Genomic DNA, 17,103 nt, shown 5'->3' on the forward strand with positions numbered 1-17,103 from the left:
CCCGCGCCGGGCCGCCGTGCCGGGGTGTCGGGTCAGTCGCCGAGCAGGGCGAGCACCGCCTGCTCGGCCGCCTGGCCGGACGCCCCTTCGAGGGGCCCGAGCCGACTGTCCCGATAGAGATCGAGCAGCCGGGGGTCGACGTACGACGCCCGGGCCACCGCCGGGGTGTTGCCGAGCAGCTCGGACACCTCCCGCATCACCCCGGCCACCACCCGTCGTCGCTTCGCCTCGGAGTTGCGCGGTCCGGCCGCGCAGAGCCGGGTGGCCGCGAGTACGGTGGCGTGCCAGGTACGGAAGTCCTTCGCCGTCATGTCGGTACCGCTGGCCTCGCGGAGGTAGTCGTTGACGTCCTCGGCGCGTACGTCCCACCAGCGCCGCCGCTCCCAGTAGCCGAAGAGCCGCTCCCGGCCCCGGCGCCGCCGCCGCAGGTTGCGGAGCACCTGGCAGACCTCCGGATCGGTCACCCGTCGGCTCTGCTTCACCCCGCCCTTGGCCGGGAACTCCAGCACGACGCAGCCGCCGGACCCCCGGGCGTGCTCCGGCCGGAGTGTGGCGACGCCGAACGTCGGTGCCTCCCCGGCGGCGTACTGGTCGCCGCCGATCCGGAACATTCCGAGGTCGAGCAGGCGGGCGACGGTGGCCAGCACCCGTGGCCGGGTCAGGCCGCGCTCGCGCAGATCGTGGTCGACCTGCTTGCGGAGCTGGCCGAGGTGTCCGGCCACCTCGAGGACGTGCGCGAACTTCTCCCGGTCCCGCCGCTCCCGCCACACCGGGTGGTAGAGGTACTGCTTGCGGCCGGCCTCGTCGATCCCGGTGGCCTGGATGTGGCCCCGGGGGTCGGGTGAGATCCACACCTCCCGCCAGGCCGGCGGAATGGCGAGTCCCCGCAGCCGGCGCAGCTGCGCCGGGTCGGTGACGGTCCGCCCCTCGGAGTCGAGAAACGTCACCCCGCGTCCCCGTCGACGGCGGCCGTAACCGGGCGCGCCCAGGTCAGCGCGACGTAGCTTCATGTCTCACCATCGCTGCCATGCCTGCTGTTCTACCCCCGGACCCACTCGGGCACGCCAGGTCGGTCGGGACCGCCGATCGGAACGGAACCACATCCATCAGAATGGATTTCCGGTTTCCCCTGCCGCCTCCTGGGTAGCTCCTATCCGAGAAGCAGACAGGAGGCGCAGAATGCCCGACCGGGCGCAATACCACGTGATCCCCGAAATCGACTGCTGGAAGGTGGAACGCGACTCGGCCGTCGTCGGGCGCTACGGCAGCAAGGAAAACGCGATCGTCGCCGGTCGCAGGGTGGCCCGGGCGAATCCGCCGAGCCGGCTCGTCGTACACCGGCCCTTCGGGCAGGTGGAAATGGAACACACCTACCAGCACGACCCCCTTCCGCCGCTCGGGCGCTGATTTCGTCTGCCCGCCGCCGGCAACCTCCATTCTGTTCGTTCGGCCACGACACGCCGTGACCAGGTTTTCCGCGAACCTGGGCCGGGAAGCATCGCCCGGGTAGGAGGGATTTCCCCCGACCCGGGAAGTGCACCTCCGGGGAAAGGAGGTCCCGGCATGGGACAGCAGACCCTCGCACCGGGGCGGCCCGGAGCACGCCCCGCGGGCGCGCAGCCGGTCCGCCGGTTCCGTCGCTGGCTGCGGAACAACGGGTTAGCCGTGACGATGTTCGGCGCGTTCCTGCTCTTCCTCGTGCTGCAGAGCCTCTTCGGCTGGCAGACCCGCAACGACGATCTGGTCCAGGCCGGTCTGCGGCCCGAGGGCTATCTCGGCTACCTGGGTACCGGGCACTTCGCCGAGGCGGTCTTCGAGAACTGGGAATCGGAGTTCCTCCAGATGGGCGCGTACGTGCTGCTCACGGTCTATCTGGTGCAGCGGGGTTCTGCCGAGTCCAAGCCCGACCCCGACCAGGACCGGCCCGGCGACAATCCGACGAAGGCGAAGTCGAACTCGCCCTGGCCGGTACGCGCCGGTGGCCTGGTGCTGGCGCTCTACCGCAACAGCCTCTCCATCGCGCTCTTCCTGCTCTTCGGCGCCTCCTTCGTGCTGCACCTGCTCGGCGGCACCGCCGAGTACAACGAACAGCAGATGCTGGACTCCGGTGCGTCGCCCGTCACGGCGTGGCAGTTCCTCGGCAGCAGCGAATTCTGGTTCCAGTCGATGCAGAACTGGCAGAGCGAGTTCCTCGCCGTCGGCACACTGATAGTGCTCAGTGTCTTCCTGCGCCAGCACGGCTCGCCGGAGTCGAAGCCGGTCAACACCCCGCACCACGAAACCGGGACGTGACAGCCCGGCGGTCCCGATCGGAGCCGACATCCTCTCCGATGGCGCAGCCACGGGTGTCATGATTCGCTCGACACGTGTTGTGGACCCGCAATTTCTCGTACTATCTGGTGGCCCGGGCGGTCTCGCTCTTCGGCGACGCGATGCTCGTGGTCGGCGCCGGATTGGCGATCGGAGGGATCTACGGCGCGAGTGGCGTCGGATTCGTGCTCGCCGCCTGGATGATCCCGTTCCTCGGCTGCATCCTCTTCGGCGGCGTACTCGCCGACCGGTTCAGCGCCCGCCCGCTGATGGTCGGCGCCGACCTGACCCGGATGCTCGCCCAGGCCGTCGTGGCCGCCGCGTTCTTCCTCGGCACGCCGCCACTGTGGCTGCTCCTGCTCTGTTGGGCGGTCAGTGGGGCCGCCGCCGCGATGTTCCAGCCGGGCGTGAACAGCATGGTGCCGATCGTCGCCACCGACCTGCAACGGGCGAACTCCACCATCAAGGTCGCCAACTCGCTCGCCGAGATGCTCGGCCCGGCAACCGCCGGCCTGCTCTTCGGCTTTCTGGGCGCGGGTCCGGTCTTCACCGTCGCGGTCGGCGCCTTCGCCGTCAGCGCCGCCTGCCTCGCCGGGCTGCGTCTGGGCCGGCTTCCGGTGGCCGGCACCGGCGGCTCCATGCTGCGCGACCTCGCCGACGGCTGGCGGGAGTTCCGGTCCCGTACCTGGATGTGGAACGTGATCCTGATCTGGGCGGTTTACGGGATCGTGCTGTTCGGCCCGCTGATCCCGCTCGGCGCGGTGCTGATCAGCCAGCGCCTGGGCGCCCCGGCGTACGGCTGGGTCCAGTCGGCCGTCGCCGTCGGCACCATCCTCGGCGGGCTCGGTGCGCTGCGCGTCAAGCCGCACCGGCCGCTGGCCGCCGGTGCGGTGATGATGTTCGGCTACGGGCTGCTGCCGCTGGCGATCGCCCTGCACGCCCCGCTGACGGTGCTGATGGCCGCGGCGACCGTCAACGGCCTGGCCTGGGCCTTCTGGTCGATCATGTGGCAGACCAGCGTGCAGACCCACATACCGCCCCAGCTGCTCAACCGGGTCACCTCGTACGAGGTGCTGGGCTCGAACGGAAGCCTGCCGATCGGTCAGGCGCTCTCCGGTCCGGCGGCCGGTCTGGTCGGTGCCGAACGGGTGCTCGCGACCTCGGTCGCGGTCGGCGTACTCGGCTGCGTCGCCCTGCTGCTCGCTCCGGCGGTACGCGGGCTGCGCCGCGTCTCCGGTCCCAGCCCGTCCGCCGAGGCACCCCTGGCTGCGGCTCGGGCAACCCCGCGCGCGGGTGTCGAGTCCGGCTGACGGTCGACCGGACCGGTGGCAGTGCCGGCCATCAGGGGGTGGAGACAGCCAAAAGCTTTTGTTAGGTTCCTACAAACAGGGGTGCGTACTGTTCGGTGCGTACGACATGGCGCCGCCAGCCGCCAGGCAGCAGGGTGATCACTGCCGGGGGCAGCCGTCCCGTGGCGAGTTGATCGTGGGTCTACCGGAGGGGTCGGTCGGGTGTTCAGCCGTATCGCCATCGTCAACCGTGGTGAGGCCGCGATGCGGCTCATCCACGCGGTCCGAGAGCTGGCTGCGCAGACCGGGACCCGGATCGAGACCGTCGCTCTCTACACCGACGTCGACCGTACCGCGACCTTCGTCCGGGAGGCGGATCTCGGCTACTACCTCGGCCCCGCCTCGGCGCGCCCGTACCTCGACATGGCGGTGCTGGAGCAGGCGCTCGTCCGGTCCGGCGCCGACGCCGCCTGGGTCGGTTGGGGCTTCGTCGCCGAGGATCCGGCCTTCGCCGAACTGTGCGAGAAGCTCGGCATCACCTTCGTCGGGCCGAACCCCGACGCCATGCGCCAACTGGGCGACAAGATCGGCGCGAAGCTGATCGCCGAGGAGGTCGGCGTACCGGTCGCCCCCTGGAGTCGCGGCGCGGTCGAGACCCTCGACGCCGCCCTGGCGGCGGCGGCCGAGATCGGCTACCCGCTGATGCTCAAGGCGACCGCGGGCGGCGGCGGGCGCGGCATCCGCGTGATCACCAGCGATGCCGAACTCTCCGACGCCTTCGAGCGGACCCGCCAGGAGGCGGCGCGGGCGTTCGGCAGCGGCGTGGTGTTCCTGGAACGCCTGGTCACCGGTGCCCGACACGTCGAGGTCCAGGTCATCGCCGACGGCCAGGGCACCGCGTGGGCGCTCGGCGTCCGGGACTGTTCGGTGCAGCGACGCAACCAGAAGGTGATCGAGGAGTCCTCCTCGCCGGTGCTCAGCCCGCCGCAGGCCGCCGAACTCAAGGCGTCGGCCGAACGGCTGGCCGTCGCGGTCGGTTACCGGGGCGCGGCGACCGTCGAGTTCCTCTACCACCCCGGTGACCGCCTCTTCGCGTTCCTGGAGGTCAACACCCGGCTACAGGTCGAGCATCCGATCACCGAGGCGACCACCGGGTTCGACCTGGTCAAGGCGCAGCTGCACGTCGCCTCCGGCGGGCGGCTGGAGGGCGGGCCGCCGGTGGAGCGCGGGCACGCCATCGAGGCCCGGCTGAACGCCGAGGACCCCGACCGGGACTTCGCGCCCTCGCCGGGCCGGATCGTCCGGCTGGACCTGCCCGCCGGGCCGGGCATCCGGGTGGACACCGGCGTCAGCGAGGGTGACACCATCCCCGCCGACTTCGACTCGATGATCGCGAAGATCATCGCGTACGGCCGGGACCGCGACGAGGCGCTCGGCAGGCTGCGCCGGGCGATGGCGGAGACCACGGTGGTCATCGAGGGCGGTGCGACGAACAAGAGCTTCGTCCTCGACCTGCTCGACCAGCCCGAGGTGATCGACGCGAGCGCGGACACCGGCTGGATCGACCGGGTCCGGGGCGAGGGCCGGCTCGTCGCGCACCGGCACTCCGCCGTCGCGCTGGCGGCGGCGGCCATCGAGACGTACGAGGAAGAGGAACGCGTCGAGCGGCGGCGGCTGCTGGCGACGGCGTCCGGCGGGCGCCCGCAGGTGCAGCACTCCAGCGGCCGGCCGTTGGACCTCAAGCTGCGTGGGGTCGGCTACCGGCTGCGGGTGGCCCGGATCAGCCCGCACCGGTTCCGGGTCGGCATCGAGACGGGCGGCGGCGTCCGCACCGCCGACGTCGAACTCGACCGCTTCGACCGGCACAGCGGACAGATCGTCGTCAACGGCAACCGGTACCGCCTGCTCACCGGCACGCACGGGCCGATCCACCTGGTCGAGGTGGACGGCGTGACGCACCGGGTCAGCCGGGACGAGGGCGGTGTCGTCCGCTCCCCGATGCCGGCCCTGGTCGTCGCCACGCCGCTGCCGGTCGGCGCCGAGGTCGAGGCGGGTGCCCCGGTACTCGTGCTGGAAGCCATGAAGATGGAGACGGTGCTGCGGGCGCCGTTCCGGGCGCGGCTGAAGGAATGTGCCGTGTCGGTGGGCAGCCAGGTGCAGGCCGGTGCGCCGCTGCTGCGGCTGGAGCCGCTCGGTGAGGAGGCCGCCGACGATCCGGCCGCCGCCTCCGTCGAGCTGGACCTGCCGGTGGCGCCCGGGGAGATCCCGGCCCGGCAACGCGCCCGGCGCGGCCAGGAGAACCTGCGCGGCCTGCTGCTCGGCTTCGACGTCGACCCGCACGACGACCGTCGGGTGCTCGACGACTACCTCGCCACCCGCCAGGTGGCGATCGAGGAGGGCCACCGGCCGCTGGCCGAGGAACTCGACCTGGTCAACGTCTTCGCCAACCTCGCCGAACTGAGCCGCAACCGGCCCTCCGGTGAGGACGGCGGCGGCGAGGCGCACGTGCACAGCGCCCGGGAGTACTTCCACACCTACCTACAGAGTCTCGACGTCGAGCGGGCCGGACTGCCGAGCGCGTTCCAGGCCAGGCTCGCCCGGGCGCTCGAACACTACGGTGTCACCGAACTGGAGCGCTCCCCCGCGCTGGAAGCCGCCGTGTTCCGGATCTTCCTCGCCCAGCAGCGCGCCTCCGCCGACGCCACGGTCGTCGCCACGCTGCTGCGCGCCTGGCTGCGCGAGCCGCCGCCGGACGAGACGCTGCGCGAGCCGGCCGGTCTCGCGCTGGAGCGGCTGGTGGCCGCGACACAGGTCCGGTTCCCGGTGGTCGCCGACCTCGCCCGAGGCGTGGTCTTCGCCTGGTTCGCCCAGCCGCTGCTGCGCCGCAACCGCGCCCTGGTCTACGCCCGGGTCCGCAAGCACCTGCGCCACCTGGACGCCCACCCCGACGCGCCGGACCGCGCCGAGCGGATCGCCGAGATGGTACGCAGCACCGAGCCCCTGGTCCGGTTGCTCGGCCAGCGACTCGTCCGCGACGACCTCGACAACGCGGTCATGCTGGAGGTGCTGACCCGGCGGTACTACGGCAACAAGGGGCTCACCGGCGTCGACACCCGCCAGGTCGGCGGCTGCACGTTCGTGGTCGCCCGGCGGGCGGACTCGAGCCTGGTCTCCGCGGCGGTGCGCTTCGACGCGCTGGGCGGCGCGCTGCGCGGGCTCGCCGAGGTGGCCGGCGGCGAGGACTCCGTCGACGCCGACCTCTACCTCGGCTGGGAGAACCAGCCGGCGGACTTCGACGCGATGGCGGCCGGGCTGCTGGAGGTCATCGGCGCGCACCCGCTGCCGCCGCAGGTCCGCCGGCTCACCACCACCGTCGCCGGGCGGCACGGGGCGGTGATGCACCACCACTTCACGTTCCGCCCGTCGACCACCGGGATGGCGGAGGAGCGGCTGATCCGCGGCCTGCACCCGTACATCGCGCAGCGGATGCAGTTGGAGCGGCTGCGCGAGTTCGACCTGACCCGACTGCCCTCCCTGGACGAGGAGGTCTATCTCTTCCAGGCGGTGGCCCGGCAGAACCCGTCCGACGAGCGCCTCGTCGCGTTCGCGCAGGTGCGCGACCTGACCGAGCTGCGCGAGCAGGACGGCCGGCTGGTCTCGCTGCCGACGACCGAGGACACCGTCGCCGCCTGCCTCGACTCGATCCGCCGGGCACAGGCGCGGCGACCGTCGAAGACCCGCTTCAACACCAACCGGATCGTGATCTACGTCTGGCCGCCGAGCGATCTCACCCGGGAGGAAATGGAGATGATCGCCGGGCGGGTACGCCCGACGACCGCGGGCGCCGGCCTGGAGGAGATCCTCTTCATCGCCCGGCAGCGCGACCGCAGGACCGGCGAGCTGACCAAGATCGCCGTACGGATCTCCTTCGACGCCACCGGCGGAGCCGAACTGACCGTCGGCGACCCGCCGGTCGACCCGGTCGAGCCGCTCGACGACTACCGGCTGAAGGTGCTCCGGGCGAGCAGCCGCAACACCGTCTACCCGTACGAGCTGACCGGCCTGCTCGGCGACTTCGTCGAGTACGACCTCGACGGCGACCACGCGCTGGTTCCCGTCGACCGGCCGAAGGGGCGCAACAGCGCGGCGATCGTCGCCGGGGTGGTCAGCACCCCGACCGCCGGGCACCCGCAGGGCGTCACCCGGGTCGTGCTGCTCGGCGACCCCACGAAGTCGCTCGGTGCGCTCTCCGAGCCAGAGTGCCGTCGGGTGATCGCCGCGCTGGACCTGGCCGAGCGGATGCGCGTGCCGCTGGAGTGGTACGCGCTCTCCGCCGGAGCCCGGATCTCCATGACCTCCGGCACCGAGAACATGGACTGGGTGGCCGCCGCGCTCAAGCGGATCGTCGAGTTCACCCAGCACGGCGGTGAGATCAACATCGTGGTCGCGGGGATCAACGTCGGCGCGCAGCCGTACTGGAACGCCGAGGCGACGATGCTCATGCACACCAGGGGCATCCTGGTGATGACCCCGGACTCGGCGATGGTGCTCACCGGCAAGCAGTCGCTCGACTTCTCCGGCGGCGTCTCGGCCGAGGACAACTTCGGCATCGGCGGCTACGACCGGGTGATGGGCCCGAACGGGCAGGCACAGTACTGGGCGCCGAACCTGACCGCCGCCCGGGACGTGCTGATGGCGCACTACGAGCACACGTACGTCGCCCCCGGCGAGGAGACGCCCCGGCGTGCCCCCACCAGCGACCCGGTCGACCGCGACGTCTCCGACTTCCCGCACGCCATGCCCGGCAGCGACTTCAGCACCGTCGGCGAGATCTTCTCGGTGGCGGCGAACCCGGACCGCAAGAAGCCGTTCGACATCCGGACGGTGATGCGGGCGCTGGCCGACCAGGACCACCCGGTGCTGGAGCGCTGGGCGGGGATGGCCGACGCGGAGACCGCGGTGGTGCAGGACGTGCACCTCGGCGGCATCCCGGTCTGCCTGCTCGGCATCGAGTCGCGTACGGTGCCCCGGCGCGGCTTCCCGCCCACCGACGGCCCGGACACCTACACCGCCGGCACGCTCTTCCCGGCCTCCTCGAAGAAGGCCGCGCGGGCGATCAACGCGGCCAGCGGCAACCGGCCACTGGTGGTGCTGGCGAACCTCTCGGGCTTCGACGGCTCGCCGGAGTCGATGCGGAAGCTGCAACTGGAGTACGGCGCCGAGATCGGCCGGGCGATCGTCAACTTCCGTGGCCCGATCGTGTTCTGCGTGATCTCGCGGTACCACGGCGGCGCGTTCGTGGTCTTCTCGAAGGCGCTCAACCCCGAGATGACCGTACTGGCGCTGGAGGGCTCCTTCGCCTCGGTGCTCGGCGGGGCCCCGGCCGCCGCGGTGGTCTTCTCCGGTGACGTCGACGGCCGCACCGCCGCCGACCCGCGGGTGCGGGACCTGGAGGCACGGGTCGGGTCCGCCTCCGGCGCCGACCGCGCCGCGCTGACCGCGGAACTCGACGAACTCCGCGCGTCGGTCCGGGCGGAGAAGCTCGGCGAGGTGGCCACCGAGTTCGACCGGGTGCACAGCATCCAGCGCGCCGTCGAGGTCGGCTCCGTCGACGCCGTCATCCGGGCGGCCGAACTGCGGCCACGCGTCATCGAGGTCATCGAGTCACGTCTGGGTCAGACCGGTCGGGGCGCCGCGAGGGCGGTGGCCGGGTGAGACCGGCGGCGGCGCCGGCCCGTCCAGCGCCGAGGCCCGAGCCCTCGCTCTGCCGAGCGCCCGCCGGAAACTAATCTCCGGCGGGCCGTTCCCGGTCACCGGTGACGCCCCCGGCCGGTGCGTCGCCGGGGCTCTGCCCCGGACCGGCGTCCCCCGCCTTCGGCGACCCCCGCGCGGCCGCGGCGCGATCGCTCGCCCTCGGCGCACGTCGGGCGAGCAGGAAGACGCCGACGACGAGTCCGCCGAGCGCGGCGAGTTCGCCGAACAGGCTCCAGGCGTCGCTCCGGATCCGCTCGTCCAGCCAGAGCAGCCCGACCGCCATGGAGACCAGGGGATCCGTGACGGTGAACGTCGCAAGCGCCGGCGCGCCGAGCGGCCCGGCCTGGTACGCGTTCTGGCTCAGCAGGACGCCGATCGGGCCGAGCACCACGATGCCGTACGTCTGCCACTGCCCCAGCACGGCGATGGGCCCGTCGCCGAAGGCGTGCGCGAGGCTGCTGACCAGGCCGGCCGTGACGCCGTAGCAGGTGCCGGCGGCGACCGCCAGCGGAAGTGGGCGCGACCGTCGGCCCAGGCGGGCGGCGAGCAGCAGGCATCCGGCGACGGTGCCGACCAGACCGGCGGCCAGCCACGCCGCGTCGTGCATCGAGTCCAGGCCCTGACCGCGGTTCCTGGTAGGAGCGGCGATCAGCAGGAACGCGGAGAGGCCGACGAGACAGAGCAGCGACTCCAGCAGGATGGGCCCGTCCGGGCGGTGGTGCTCCAGGGCGGCGAGCAGGAGGACGTACCACAGCAGACCGGTCACCAGGACCGATTGCACCAGAATCAGCGGGACGAGGGTGAGCGCTGCCGCCTGTAGCCCGAAGGCCGCCGCCGCCAGCGGGACCGACCACCGCCAGTTGCGCCGGTGCACCAGCCGCCACAGCAGCTTCGGCTGGGCCACCCGTTCCTGGGGTACCCCCTGGTTCGCCCGGTACTGGAGGACCGACGACGTACCGAACGCGGCGGCGGCGGCCACCGCGAGCGCCGTACCGAGCGCCAGTTGCGCGCCCTGGTTCACGGACGAGCAGGTCCGGGCATCGCATCTCCTCAACCAGGTATCCGCGCCATGGTCCGGGCCGGCGGCTGACGACACCGGGGCCGCCCCGGCGCCGGGCTGGCCGCCCGGGGCGTTCCCCGGCGCATCGCCGGCAAACCTCCGCGGAAGCGGCGCGGCCGGCGCCGGTTTACCCGTCCCGAGCACGGGTAGCCGGCTCGCCGGACGCAGGCGTGGGGCGGAACGGACGTGAGCGGGTGGCCGAGGCGGGCGGCGTCGGGCGGCGTTGGCCGCGGAGACCGGTGCCGCTGCTGCTCGCCCTGACCGCCGGTCCCGCCGCGATCGAGGCGGCGGTGCTGAGCTGGACCGCGAACCCGTCCGCGCTCGGGATGGCCCCGCAGGCCGCCGCCGCCAACCCGTTCGGGATCTTCCACGATCTGCGCTGGGTCTTCGTGTACCACAACTCCTGGCTCTCCTTCGCCGTCGCGCTGCTCGCCGCGATCGTGGTGCGGACACTGCTCACGGTCGCGATCGTGGTCGTCGCGTGGCCCCCGGAGCGGCCCCGTCCACCGGTACGCCGGCTGGCAGGTACCGGCCTGGTCGTCACCGCGGCGACCGTGTTCGCGCTCGCGCCGTGGACGGCGATCACCGTGGCGGCCGGTGCCACCGCGCTGTCCTGGTTCTCGGTCGGTACGGTGCTCGCGCTGTTCGTCCTGGCCCTGGTGCTGCAGCGAGGGCCGATGACGGGAGTGTGGTGGCGTGGGCTCCCGCCGCCCTGGACGGTGCTCTGGGCGGCGGCCACGTTCGCGGCGCTCACCGTGGGAGCCCTGGTCGTCGGCGTCGGCCCCGACTGGGCGGCCGTGCCGCTGGCCACCGCCGCCGGCGCCGTCAACGCACCGCTGTGGCGGGCGCTGGTCGCAAGCGCGGTACTGGGCCGATCGCGCCTGCCGCGGTTGCCGACGGTACCGGTCGTGGTAGTGGTGCTACTGCTCGCCCTCGCCGGCAGCGGGCTGCTGGCCCGGTCCGGCTCCCGCGCCGCGGCCCGACCGCCGCCCGCGCTGGTGCAGCGGGACGGCGACCTCGCGCCAAAGCAGGCGCTGCTGTACGTCGGCGGCTACGACTCCCGCTACGACGGCTCGACCGGGCAGCTCCCCGACCCGGCGGGCCGGACGTCGCTACCCGTCCACCGGTTCTCCTACGCCGGGCTCGACCGGCAGGGCCGGCCGCTGCCCTACTCCCCCGCCGACACGCACCAGCCGCTCACCCGCAGCGCGCAACTCCTCGCCGGCCAGGTGATCGAGGTACGTCGGCGGACCGGCCGGTCGGTCGCACTGCTCGCGCACAGCCAGGGAACCCTGGTGGTGCGCGCCTACCTGGACGACGACCCGCATCCCGACGTCGACGCCGTCGCCCTGCTGAGCCCGCTTCCGCAACCCGCCCGCGTCTACTATCCGCCGGCGGGGGCCCGGACCGGGTGGGGCATCGCGACCGGCTGGCAGTTGCGGATCATCTTCGCGGTGGTCGCCAGGATCGGCGGGTCGGACCTCGGCAGTGACAAACCCTTCGCCCGGTCGCTGCTGGACGAGGCGCCGCGGTACCGCGACCGGATGCTCCATCCGGTGGCCGATGTACGGATGATCGCGTTCCTGCCCCTGATCGACGCCATAACGAATCCGCCAGGCCCCGATCCGCGGATCCCGGTCGTCATCGTTCCCGAACGGCACGCGATGGACTACGGCAGGGCGAGGACCCAGCGGCTCCTGATCGCTTTTCTCGACGGCCACTCCCCCCGCCGGGGCGGGGACGGCGGGTACCGGGCGCTCCGCGCCGCCGGTGCCGCCTGGCAGGCGCCGAGCCTGGCTTTCTCGCTCAATCCGGTCTGGCAGACCCGTCCGGCTCCGCCGTGACAATCTGAGCATGGACGACGGAGGTCCCGTCGCCCGAGGCGATCCGCGCCGCCGACCTGGACCGGGCGGTCGGCCCGGGGCCGCTCGACGAGGAGACGGCATGACTGACAAGGGTGGCAGCGCGCTCGGTCGTGTGGTCAGCCGTCGGCTGCCGGACACGCCGTCGCACCCACCCGTTCCGGGGGCGACCCCGCGTCGGGTGCTGATGGTCTCGGCCGACATCGGCGGTGGACACGACGCGACCGGCCGGGCGTTACAGGAACGGATCCTGGAGTTGTGGCCGGGCAGCACGGTGCGGTGGCTCGACACTCTCGACGTGATGGGGCCCGGTGTCGGGCCGGCCTTCCGCCGCATCTACGTCACCAACGTGGAACTGACCCCCTGGCTGTACGAGTTCTTCTTCCGCTCGCTGTGGCGGTACCCCTGGCTGACCCGGGCGTCGAAGGCGTTCACCGGGGCCTGGGCCGGGCGCCGGCTCGGTCCCCGGGTCGAGGCCTTCGACCCCGACCTCGTCATCTCCACGTACCCGCTGGGCAGCGCCGGTCTGGCCTGGCTGCGTCGCCATCGCGGGCTCGGGGTACCGATCGGGGCCTGGGTGTCGGATTTCGCCCCACACCCGTTCTGGGTCTATCCGCAGCTCGACCTGAACCTGGTGGTCCACCCGCAGGCGGTACCAATGGCCGCCGCCGCCGCACCCGGGGCACCGATCGCGGCCTGCCCGCCGCCCGTGCTGAAACGCTTCCACCCCGGTGACCAGGCCGCCGCCCGAGGCCGGTTCGGGCTGGACACCTCCCGGTACGTCGTCGTGGTCGCCTGCGGTTCGTTCGGCTTCGGGGCGGTGGAGGAGGCGGTCCGGGGACTGGCCACGCTCGCCGGCCCGGTGCAGGTGGTCGTGGTGTGCGGGCACAACCGGCAGCTCGTCGACCGGCTCAACCGGCTGGGAGCACCGGCAGACCGGCTCATGGTGCTCGGCTGGGTCGACGACATGCCCGCCCTGTTGCGCGCCGCCGACCTGTTGGTGACCAACGCCGGCGGCGCGACCGCGCTGGAGGCGTGGGCGACCGGTACCCCGATGCTGATGTACCGTCCCATCGCCGCGCACGGTGCCGCGAACGCCGCACTGATGACGGCCTGTGGGCTGACCGACACCTCCCAGGACCTGCCGGACCTGCTGAGGCGGGTACGGCTGGCGGCGCAGGACCGGTCCTCCCCCCGCCCCTACGCCGGGCCCGACGGCGGTACCTGCCTGACCGAGTTCGGCCTGCTCGCCCTGGCCGCCGCGACCCCGCCACCGTCGGTCCCGGCGCCGCCCGCCCCCTCCTCGACCCCGCCGCCGGCCGCGTCGACATCACCGGTCGCCGGCCCCGGGGCCACCGACCCGCGGCGGCGCCGACCCCGGCGTCCCCCGAGCTGGCCGCTACGCGCCCAGGACGCCTTCTTCCTGCACGTCCAGTCCCCCACGGTCGCGCAGCAGATCGGCTCCGTGCTGGAACTCGGCCCGTTGCCGGAGGGTCGACCCGTCGAGCGCGACGAGATCATCGATTTGCTGGCCCGGCGGCTGCCCGCGATCACCACACTGCGTCGCCGGCTGTCGGAGCGCGGCCGGTGGCGACGGCCCGGCTGGGTCGTCGACCCCTGGGTCGATCCGGCGGAGCACGTGGACGAGCACCACCTGCCGCCCGGCTCGGGGGACGACGCCGCCGAATCGGCGATCGACGTCTTCTGGTCGCAGCCACTCCCGATGCACCGACCGTTGTGGCAGATGCTGCTGGTCACCGGCCTGCCCGACGGCCGTACCCGGCTGGCGATAAAGCTGCACCACAGCCTCGGTGACGGGCTGTCCGTGATCGGTACGGTGCAGCGCCTGTTCGATCCGGCCCCCGGACCGAACGGCCACGGCAAACTCCCCGGGCCGGCCCGCCGACCCGCTCTCCGGCACCCCGGGTCGGCACTGGTCGAGGCGGCCAGGACGGGCACCCGGCGCACCCTCGGCGTGATCCACGGACTGGCACGACTGGCCGTGGCCGGGCGGGCCCCCCGTACGCCCGTCAACCGCCCGTTCCGCACTCCGGGCCGGGTCTTCGTCTCGACCACCCTGCCCAGCGACGAACTGCGTCGGATGGCACGACGCAACGGCGCGCACGTCAGCGAGCTGATGTGCGCGCTGGTCGCCGACGCGCTGGGGAACACCTACCTGCCACCGGCGGCCCCGACCGGCCTGCGCGCCATGTTCGCGGTCTCGGTGGATCCCCGGAACCGCTCGCGGACCCACGGGAACTGGACCGGGGCCATCGCCCTCGACCTGCCGGTCGGGCCGCTGCCACCCCTCCGGCGTCTGGCCGCAGTACGTGATCGGTTGCGGAGCAGTGTGACCGCCGGACAGCCGCTCGCCGCCATACTCGTGATGAGGGCCATGGGTGCGCTGCCGGCACCGGTTCACGGTGCCCTGGCCCGCCGGGTCTACAGCCACCGCTTTCTCAACGTCATCGTCTCCTACCTGAGCGAGCGCTCGCCGCGGCCACACCGGCTGGCCGGCGCGCCCGTACGCGCCGTCACCCCGGTCGTCGCACTGGCCGACGGCGTGCCGATCGGTGTCGGCGTGCTGCGCTGGGGCGACACCACGAACGTGGGCATCCTGCTCGACGAGACCCTGGCCCACACCGCGAGCCCGTTCGTGGCGGCGCTGCACGCCGCCTTCGCCGAGATGTCGCGCAGCCATCCCGACCCGGCGCCCGGCAACGGGGGTTGACGGCCCGGCGTCGGCCTGCCTGTCGCGTGCACCGGGCCGGGGCCGGTGACGGCGCGGGGCCGCGGCTGCGTGCCGGGGTCGCGCGGTCTCAGCCGCCGGGCTGCCCTGGCGGCTCAGTGGCCGCGGTACAGCGCCTCGACGTCTGTCGCGTAGCGGTCCTGCACCACGTCGCGTTTGATCTTCAGGGTGGGGGTCAGTTCGCCGTCGGCCTCGGTGAACTCCCGGGGCAGGATGCGGAAGGTCTTCACCTGTTCCGCCCTCGACACCGTCCCGTTGGCCCGGTCGACCGCGGCCTGGATCTCGCGCCGGAGGTTCGGGTCGTCACGCAGCTCCGCCACGGAACTGTCGGGGCGACCGTGGGCGGCGCGCCACCGCGGCCATGCCTGCGGGTCGATGGTGACGAGCGCGGCGACGTAGGGCCGGTCGTTGCCGACGAGCATGCACTGGCTGACGAGAGGGTGTACCCGGACCTTCTCCTCGACGGGTTCGGGAGCGAGGTTCTTTCCGGCGGCGGTGACGACGATCTCCTTCCTGCGTCCGGTGATGCTCAGGTAGCCGTCGTCGTCGACGCTGCCCAGGTCGCCGGTACGCAGCCAGCCGTCGGTGAAGGTGTCCCGGGTCGCGTCGGGGTTGTTCCAGTAGCCGTGGAACACCACCTCGCCACGGGCGAGGATCTCACCGTCGTCGGCGATCCGGATCTCCACACCGGGCAGCGGGCGTCCCACAGTGCCGATCCGGGTCGCCGACGGCAGGTTCACCGTCAACGCGGGCGACGTCTCGGTCAGCCCGTACCCCTCCAGCACGGTCACGCCGGCGCCCCGGAAGAAGTGGGCCAGCCGCTCGCCGAGCGGGGCGCCGCCGACGATCGCCATCCGGCAGCGCCCACCGAGGGTGGCGCGTAGCCGGCGGTACACCAGGGCGTCAAACACCGGGCGGGCCAGCCGCAGCAGCGGTCCCGGGCCGCGCCGGGTCTGCACCGCCCGACTGTGCCGGACGGCGACGCTCTCGGCGGCGGCGAACAACCATCCGCGGCGGGCGTCGTCGGCCGTCTGCCGGGCCCGGGCGTACATCTTCTCGAAGACCCGGGGCACCGCGAGAATGAACGTCGGACGGTACCGGCGCAGTTGATCGAGTACTCCGGCGGTCTCGGCGCCGTGTACCAACGTGGCCCGGTTGTGCACCATGCCGACCTGGATCAGCCGGGGGAACGCGTGGGCGAGCGGCAGGAACAGCACCGTCGTCGCGCCGGGATGCAGCAACTGCGACAGCACCGCGGTCGCGGCGGCGACGTCGCAGGAGATGTTGCGGTGTGTCAGCACGCATCCCTTTGGCCGTCCGGTGGTGCCACTGGTATAGACGATCGTCGCCACGTCCGCGGCGGTGACCGCCCGACGACGCGTCTCCACCTGCTCGTCGTCGACGGCGCGGCCGTGTGCGGCCAGCTCGATCAGGTCACCGGAGTCGATCCGCCACGTCTGCCGCAACGCCGGCAGGTCGGGGCGGAGGCCGGCGAGCATCGCGGCGTGCTCGGCGGTCTCCACGACACATCCCACCGCGCCGGAGTCGGACAGTATCCAGCCGAACTGCTCGGGGCTGGACGTCTCGTACACCGGGACCGTGACCGCCCCGATCGACCAGAGCGCGTAGTCGACAAGCGTCCACTCGTAGCGGGTACGGCTCATCAACCCGACCCGGTCGCCGGATCCCACCCCGGCCGCGATGAGCCCTCGCGCGAGCCCCTGCACCTCATCCCGGAACTGGCGGCAGGAAACCGGGACAGCCCCACCGGTCCCGGTGCGCCGCACCGGCCACGACCGGGGATCCGGATCCGGGCGTACGAACTGCACGGCCTCCGGATCCTGCCGGGCGTTCTCCCACACGACCTCGGCCAAGCTCGACGGTCGAAGACCGGCGAGCGGCGGCGCCGCCGTCACGTCCCGCACCCGGCCACCTCGCAATCACCCTCGCCGGCCCGGCCACCGCACCGCGGCCAGGGTCCGCTCCGGCCATGATGTCGCACCGACAGCCCGGCACGGCGGCGAACTGGCGAAACCAGGCCGGAGCGCACGCCGTCCGGTCACATCGACCGTCGTCGAC

General features: G+C 72.8%; 9 protein-coding genes. 6 read left to right on the forward strand and 3 right to left on the reverse strand.

The window, feature by feature from the left end:
* Positions 1 to 32: 32 nt before the first annotated feature.
* Positions 33 to 1,010, reverse strand: coding sequence for a DNA topoisomerase IB (locus tag C6361_RS07485; protein ID WP_107267241.1), 978 nt, complete (start codon positions 1,008 to 1,010; stop codon positions 33 to 35).
* A 169-nt stretch (positions 1,011 to 1,179) separates the two neighbouring features.
* On the opposite strand from C6361_RS07485, the gene C6361_RS36890 reads away from it, so the two are divergent.
* From C6361_RS36890 to C6361_RS07505, 4 genes are all read left to right on the forward strand, one after another.
* A complete protein-coding gene (locus C6361_RS36890; protein WP_159079226.1) occupies positions 1,180 to 1,407 on the forward strand; it encodes a DUF2188 domain-containing protein in 228 nt (75 codons plus the stop codon).
* A 156-nt stretch (positions 1,408 to 1,563) separates the two neighbouring features.
* On the forward strand, positions 1,564 to 2,292 hold the full coding sequence (locus C6361_RS07495) for a DUF6766 family protein (protein ID WP_234359387.1): 729 nt from the start codon (positions 1,564 to 1,566) through the stop codon (positions 2,290 to 2,292).
* 74 nt (positions 2,293 to 2,366) lie between these two features.
* Positions 2,367 to 3,620, forward strand: a complete 1,254-nt coding sequence (locus C6361_RS07500; RefSeq protein WP_107267243.1) for an MFS transporter — start codon at positions 2,367 to 2,369, stop codon at positions 3,618 to 3,620.
* Positions 3,621 to 3,821: 201 nt separating this feature from the next.
* Positions 3,822 to 9,314 (forward strand): carboxyl transferase domain-containing protein, encoded by a 5,493-nt coding sequence (locus tag C6361_RS07505; protein ID WP_107267244.1) that lies wholly within the window; start codon positions 3,822 to 3,824, stop codon positions 9,312 to 9,314.
* Between the two features lie 70 nt (positions 9,315 to 9,384).
* Here the strand turns inward: C6361_RS07505 and C6361_RS07510 are convergent, their stop codons facing one another.
* Positions 9,385 to 10,407 carry a DMT family transporter gene (locus C6361_RS07510; RefSeq protein ID WP_234359388.1) on the reverse strand — a complete coding sequence of 341 codons (1,023 nt, stop codon included), beginning with the start codon at positions 10,405 to 10,407 and terminating at the stop codon, positions 9,385 to 9,387.
* A gap of 245 nt (positions 10,408 to 10,652) precedes the next feature.
* On the opposite strand from C6361_RS07510, the gene C6361_RS07515 reads away from it, so the two are divergent.
* Together C6361_RS07515 and C6361_RS07520 are read left to right on the forward strand one after the other, a co-directional pair.
* Positions 10,653 to 12,257, forward strand: coding sequence for a hypothetical protein (locus C6361_RS07515; RefSeq protein WP_159079227.1), 1,605 nt, complete (start codon positions 10,653 to 10,655; stop codon positions 12,255 to 12,257).
* 100 nt (positions 12,258 to 12,357) lie between these two features.
* Entirely contained in the window at positions 12,358 to 15,006 is a 2,649-nt protein-coding gene (locus C6361_RS07520) for a wax ester/triacylglycerol synthase domain-containing protein (RefSeq protein ID WP_159079228.1), read from the forward strand.
* Positions 15,007 to 15,119: 113 nt separating this feature from the next.
* Here the strand turns inward: C6361_RS07520 and C6361_RS07525 are convergent, their stop codons facing one another.
* Complete coding sequence (locus tag C6361_RS07525) at positions 15,120 to 16,949, reverse strand: long-chain fatty acid--CoA ligase (RefSeq protein ID WP_107267248.1); 1,830 nt, start codon at positions 16,947 to 16,949, stop codon at positions 15,120 to 15,122.
* Between the last annotated feature and the right edge of the window lie 154 nt (positions 16,950 to 17,103).

It is taken from the genome of Plantactinospora sp. BC1, assembly GCF_003030345.1.
Taxonomy (GTDB): domain Bacteria; phylum Actinomycetota; class Actinomycetes; order Mycobacteriales; family Micromonosporaceae; genus Plantactinospora.

What these genes read in the sequence shown, in the direction of transcription:
- C6361_RS07485 (WP_107267241.1), bottom strand. Translation starts at nt 1,010, where the DNA reads ATGAAGCTACGTCGCGCTGACCTGGGCGCGCCCGGTTACGGCCGCCGT.
- C6361_RS36890 (WP_159079226.1), top strand. Translation starts at nt 1,180, where the DNA reads ATGCCCGACCGGGCGCAATACCACGTGATCCCCGAAATCGACTGCTGG.
- C6361_RS07495 (WP_234359387.1), top strand. Translation starts at nt 1,564, where the DNA reads ATGGGACAGCAGACCCTCGCACCGGGGCGGCCCGGAGCACGCCCCGCG.
- C6361_RS07520 (WP_159079228.1), top strand. Translation starts at nt 12,358, where the DNA reads ATGACTGACAAGGGTGGCAGCGCGCTCGGTCGTGTGGTCAGCCGTCGG.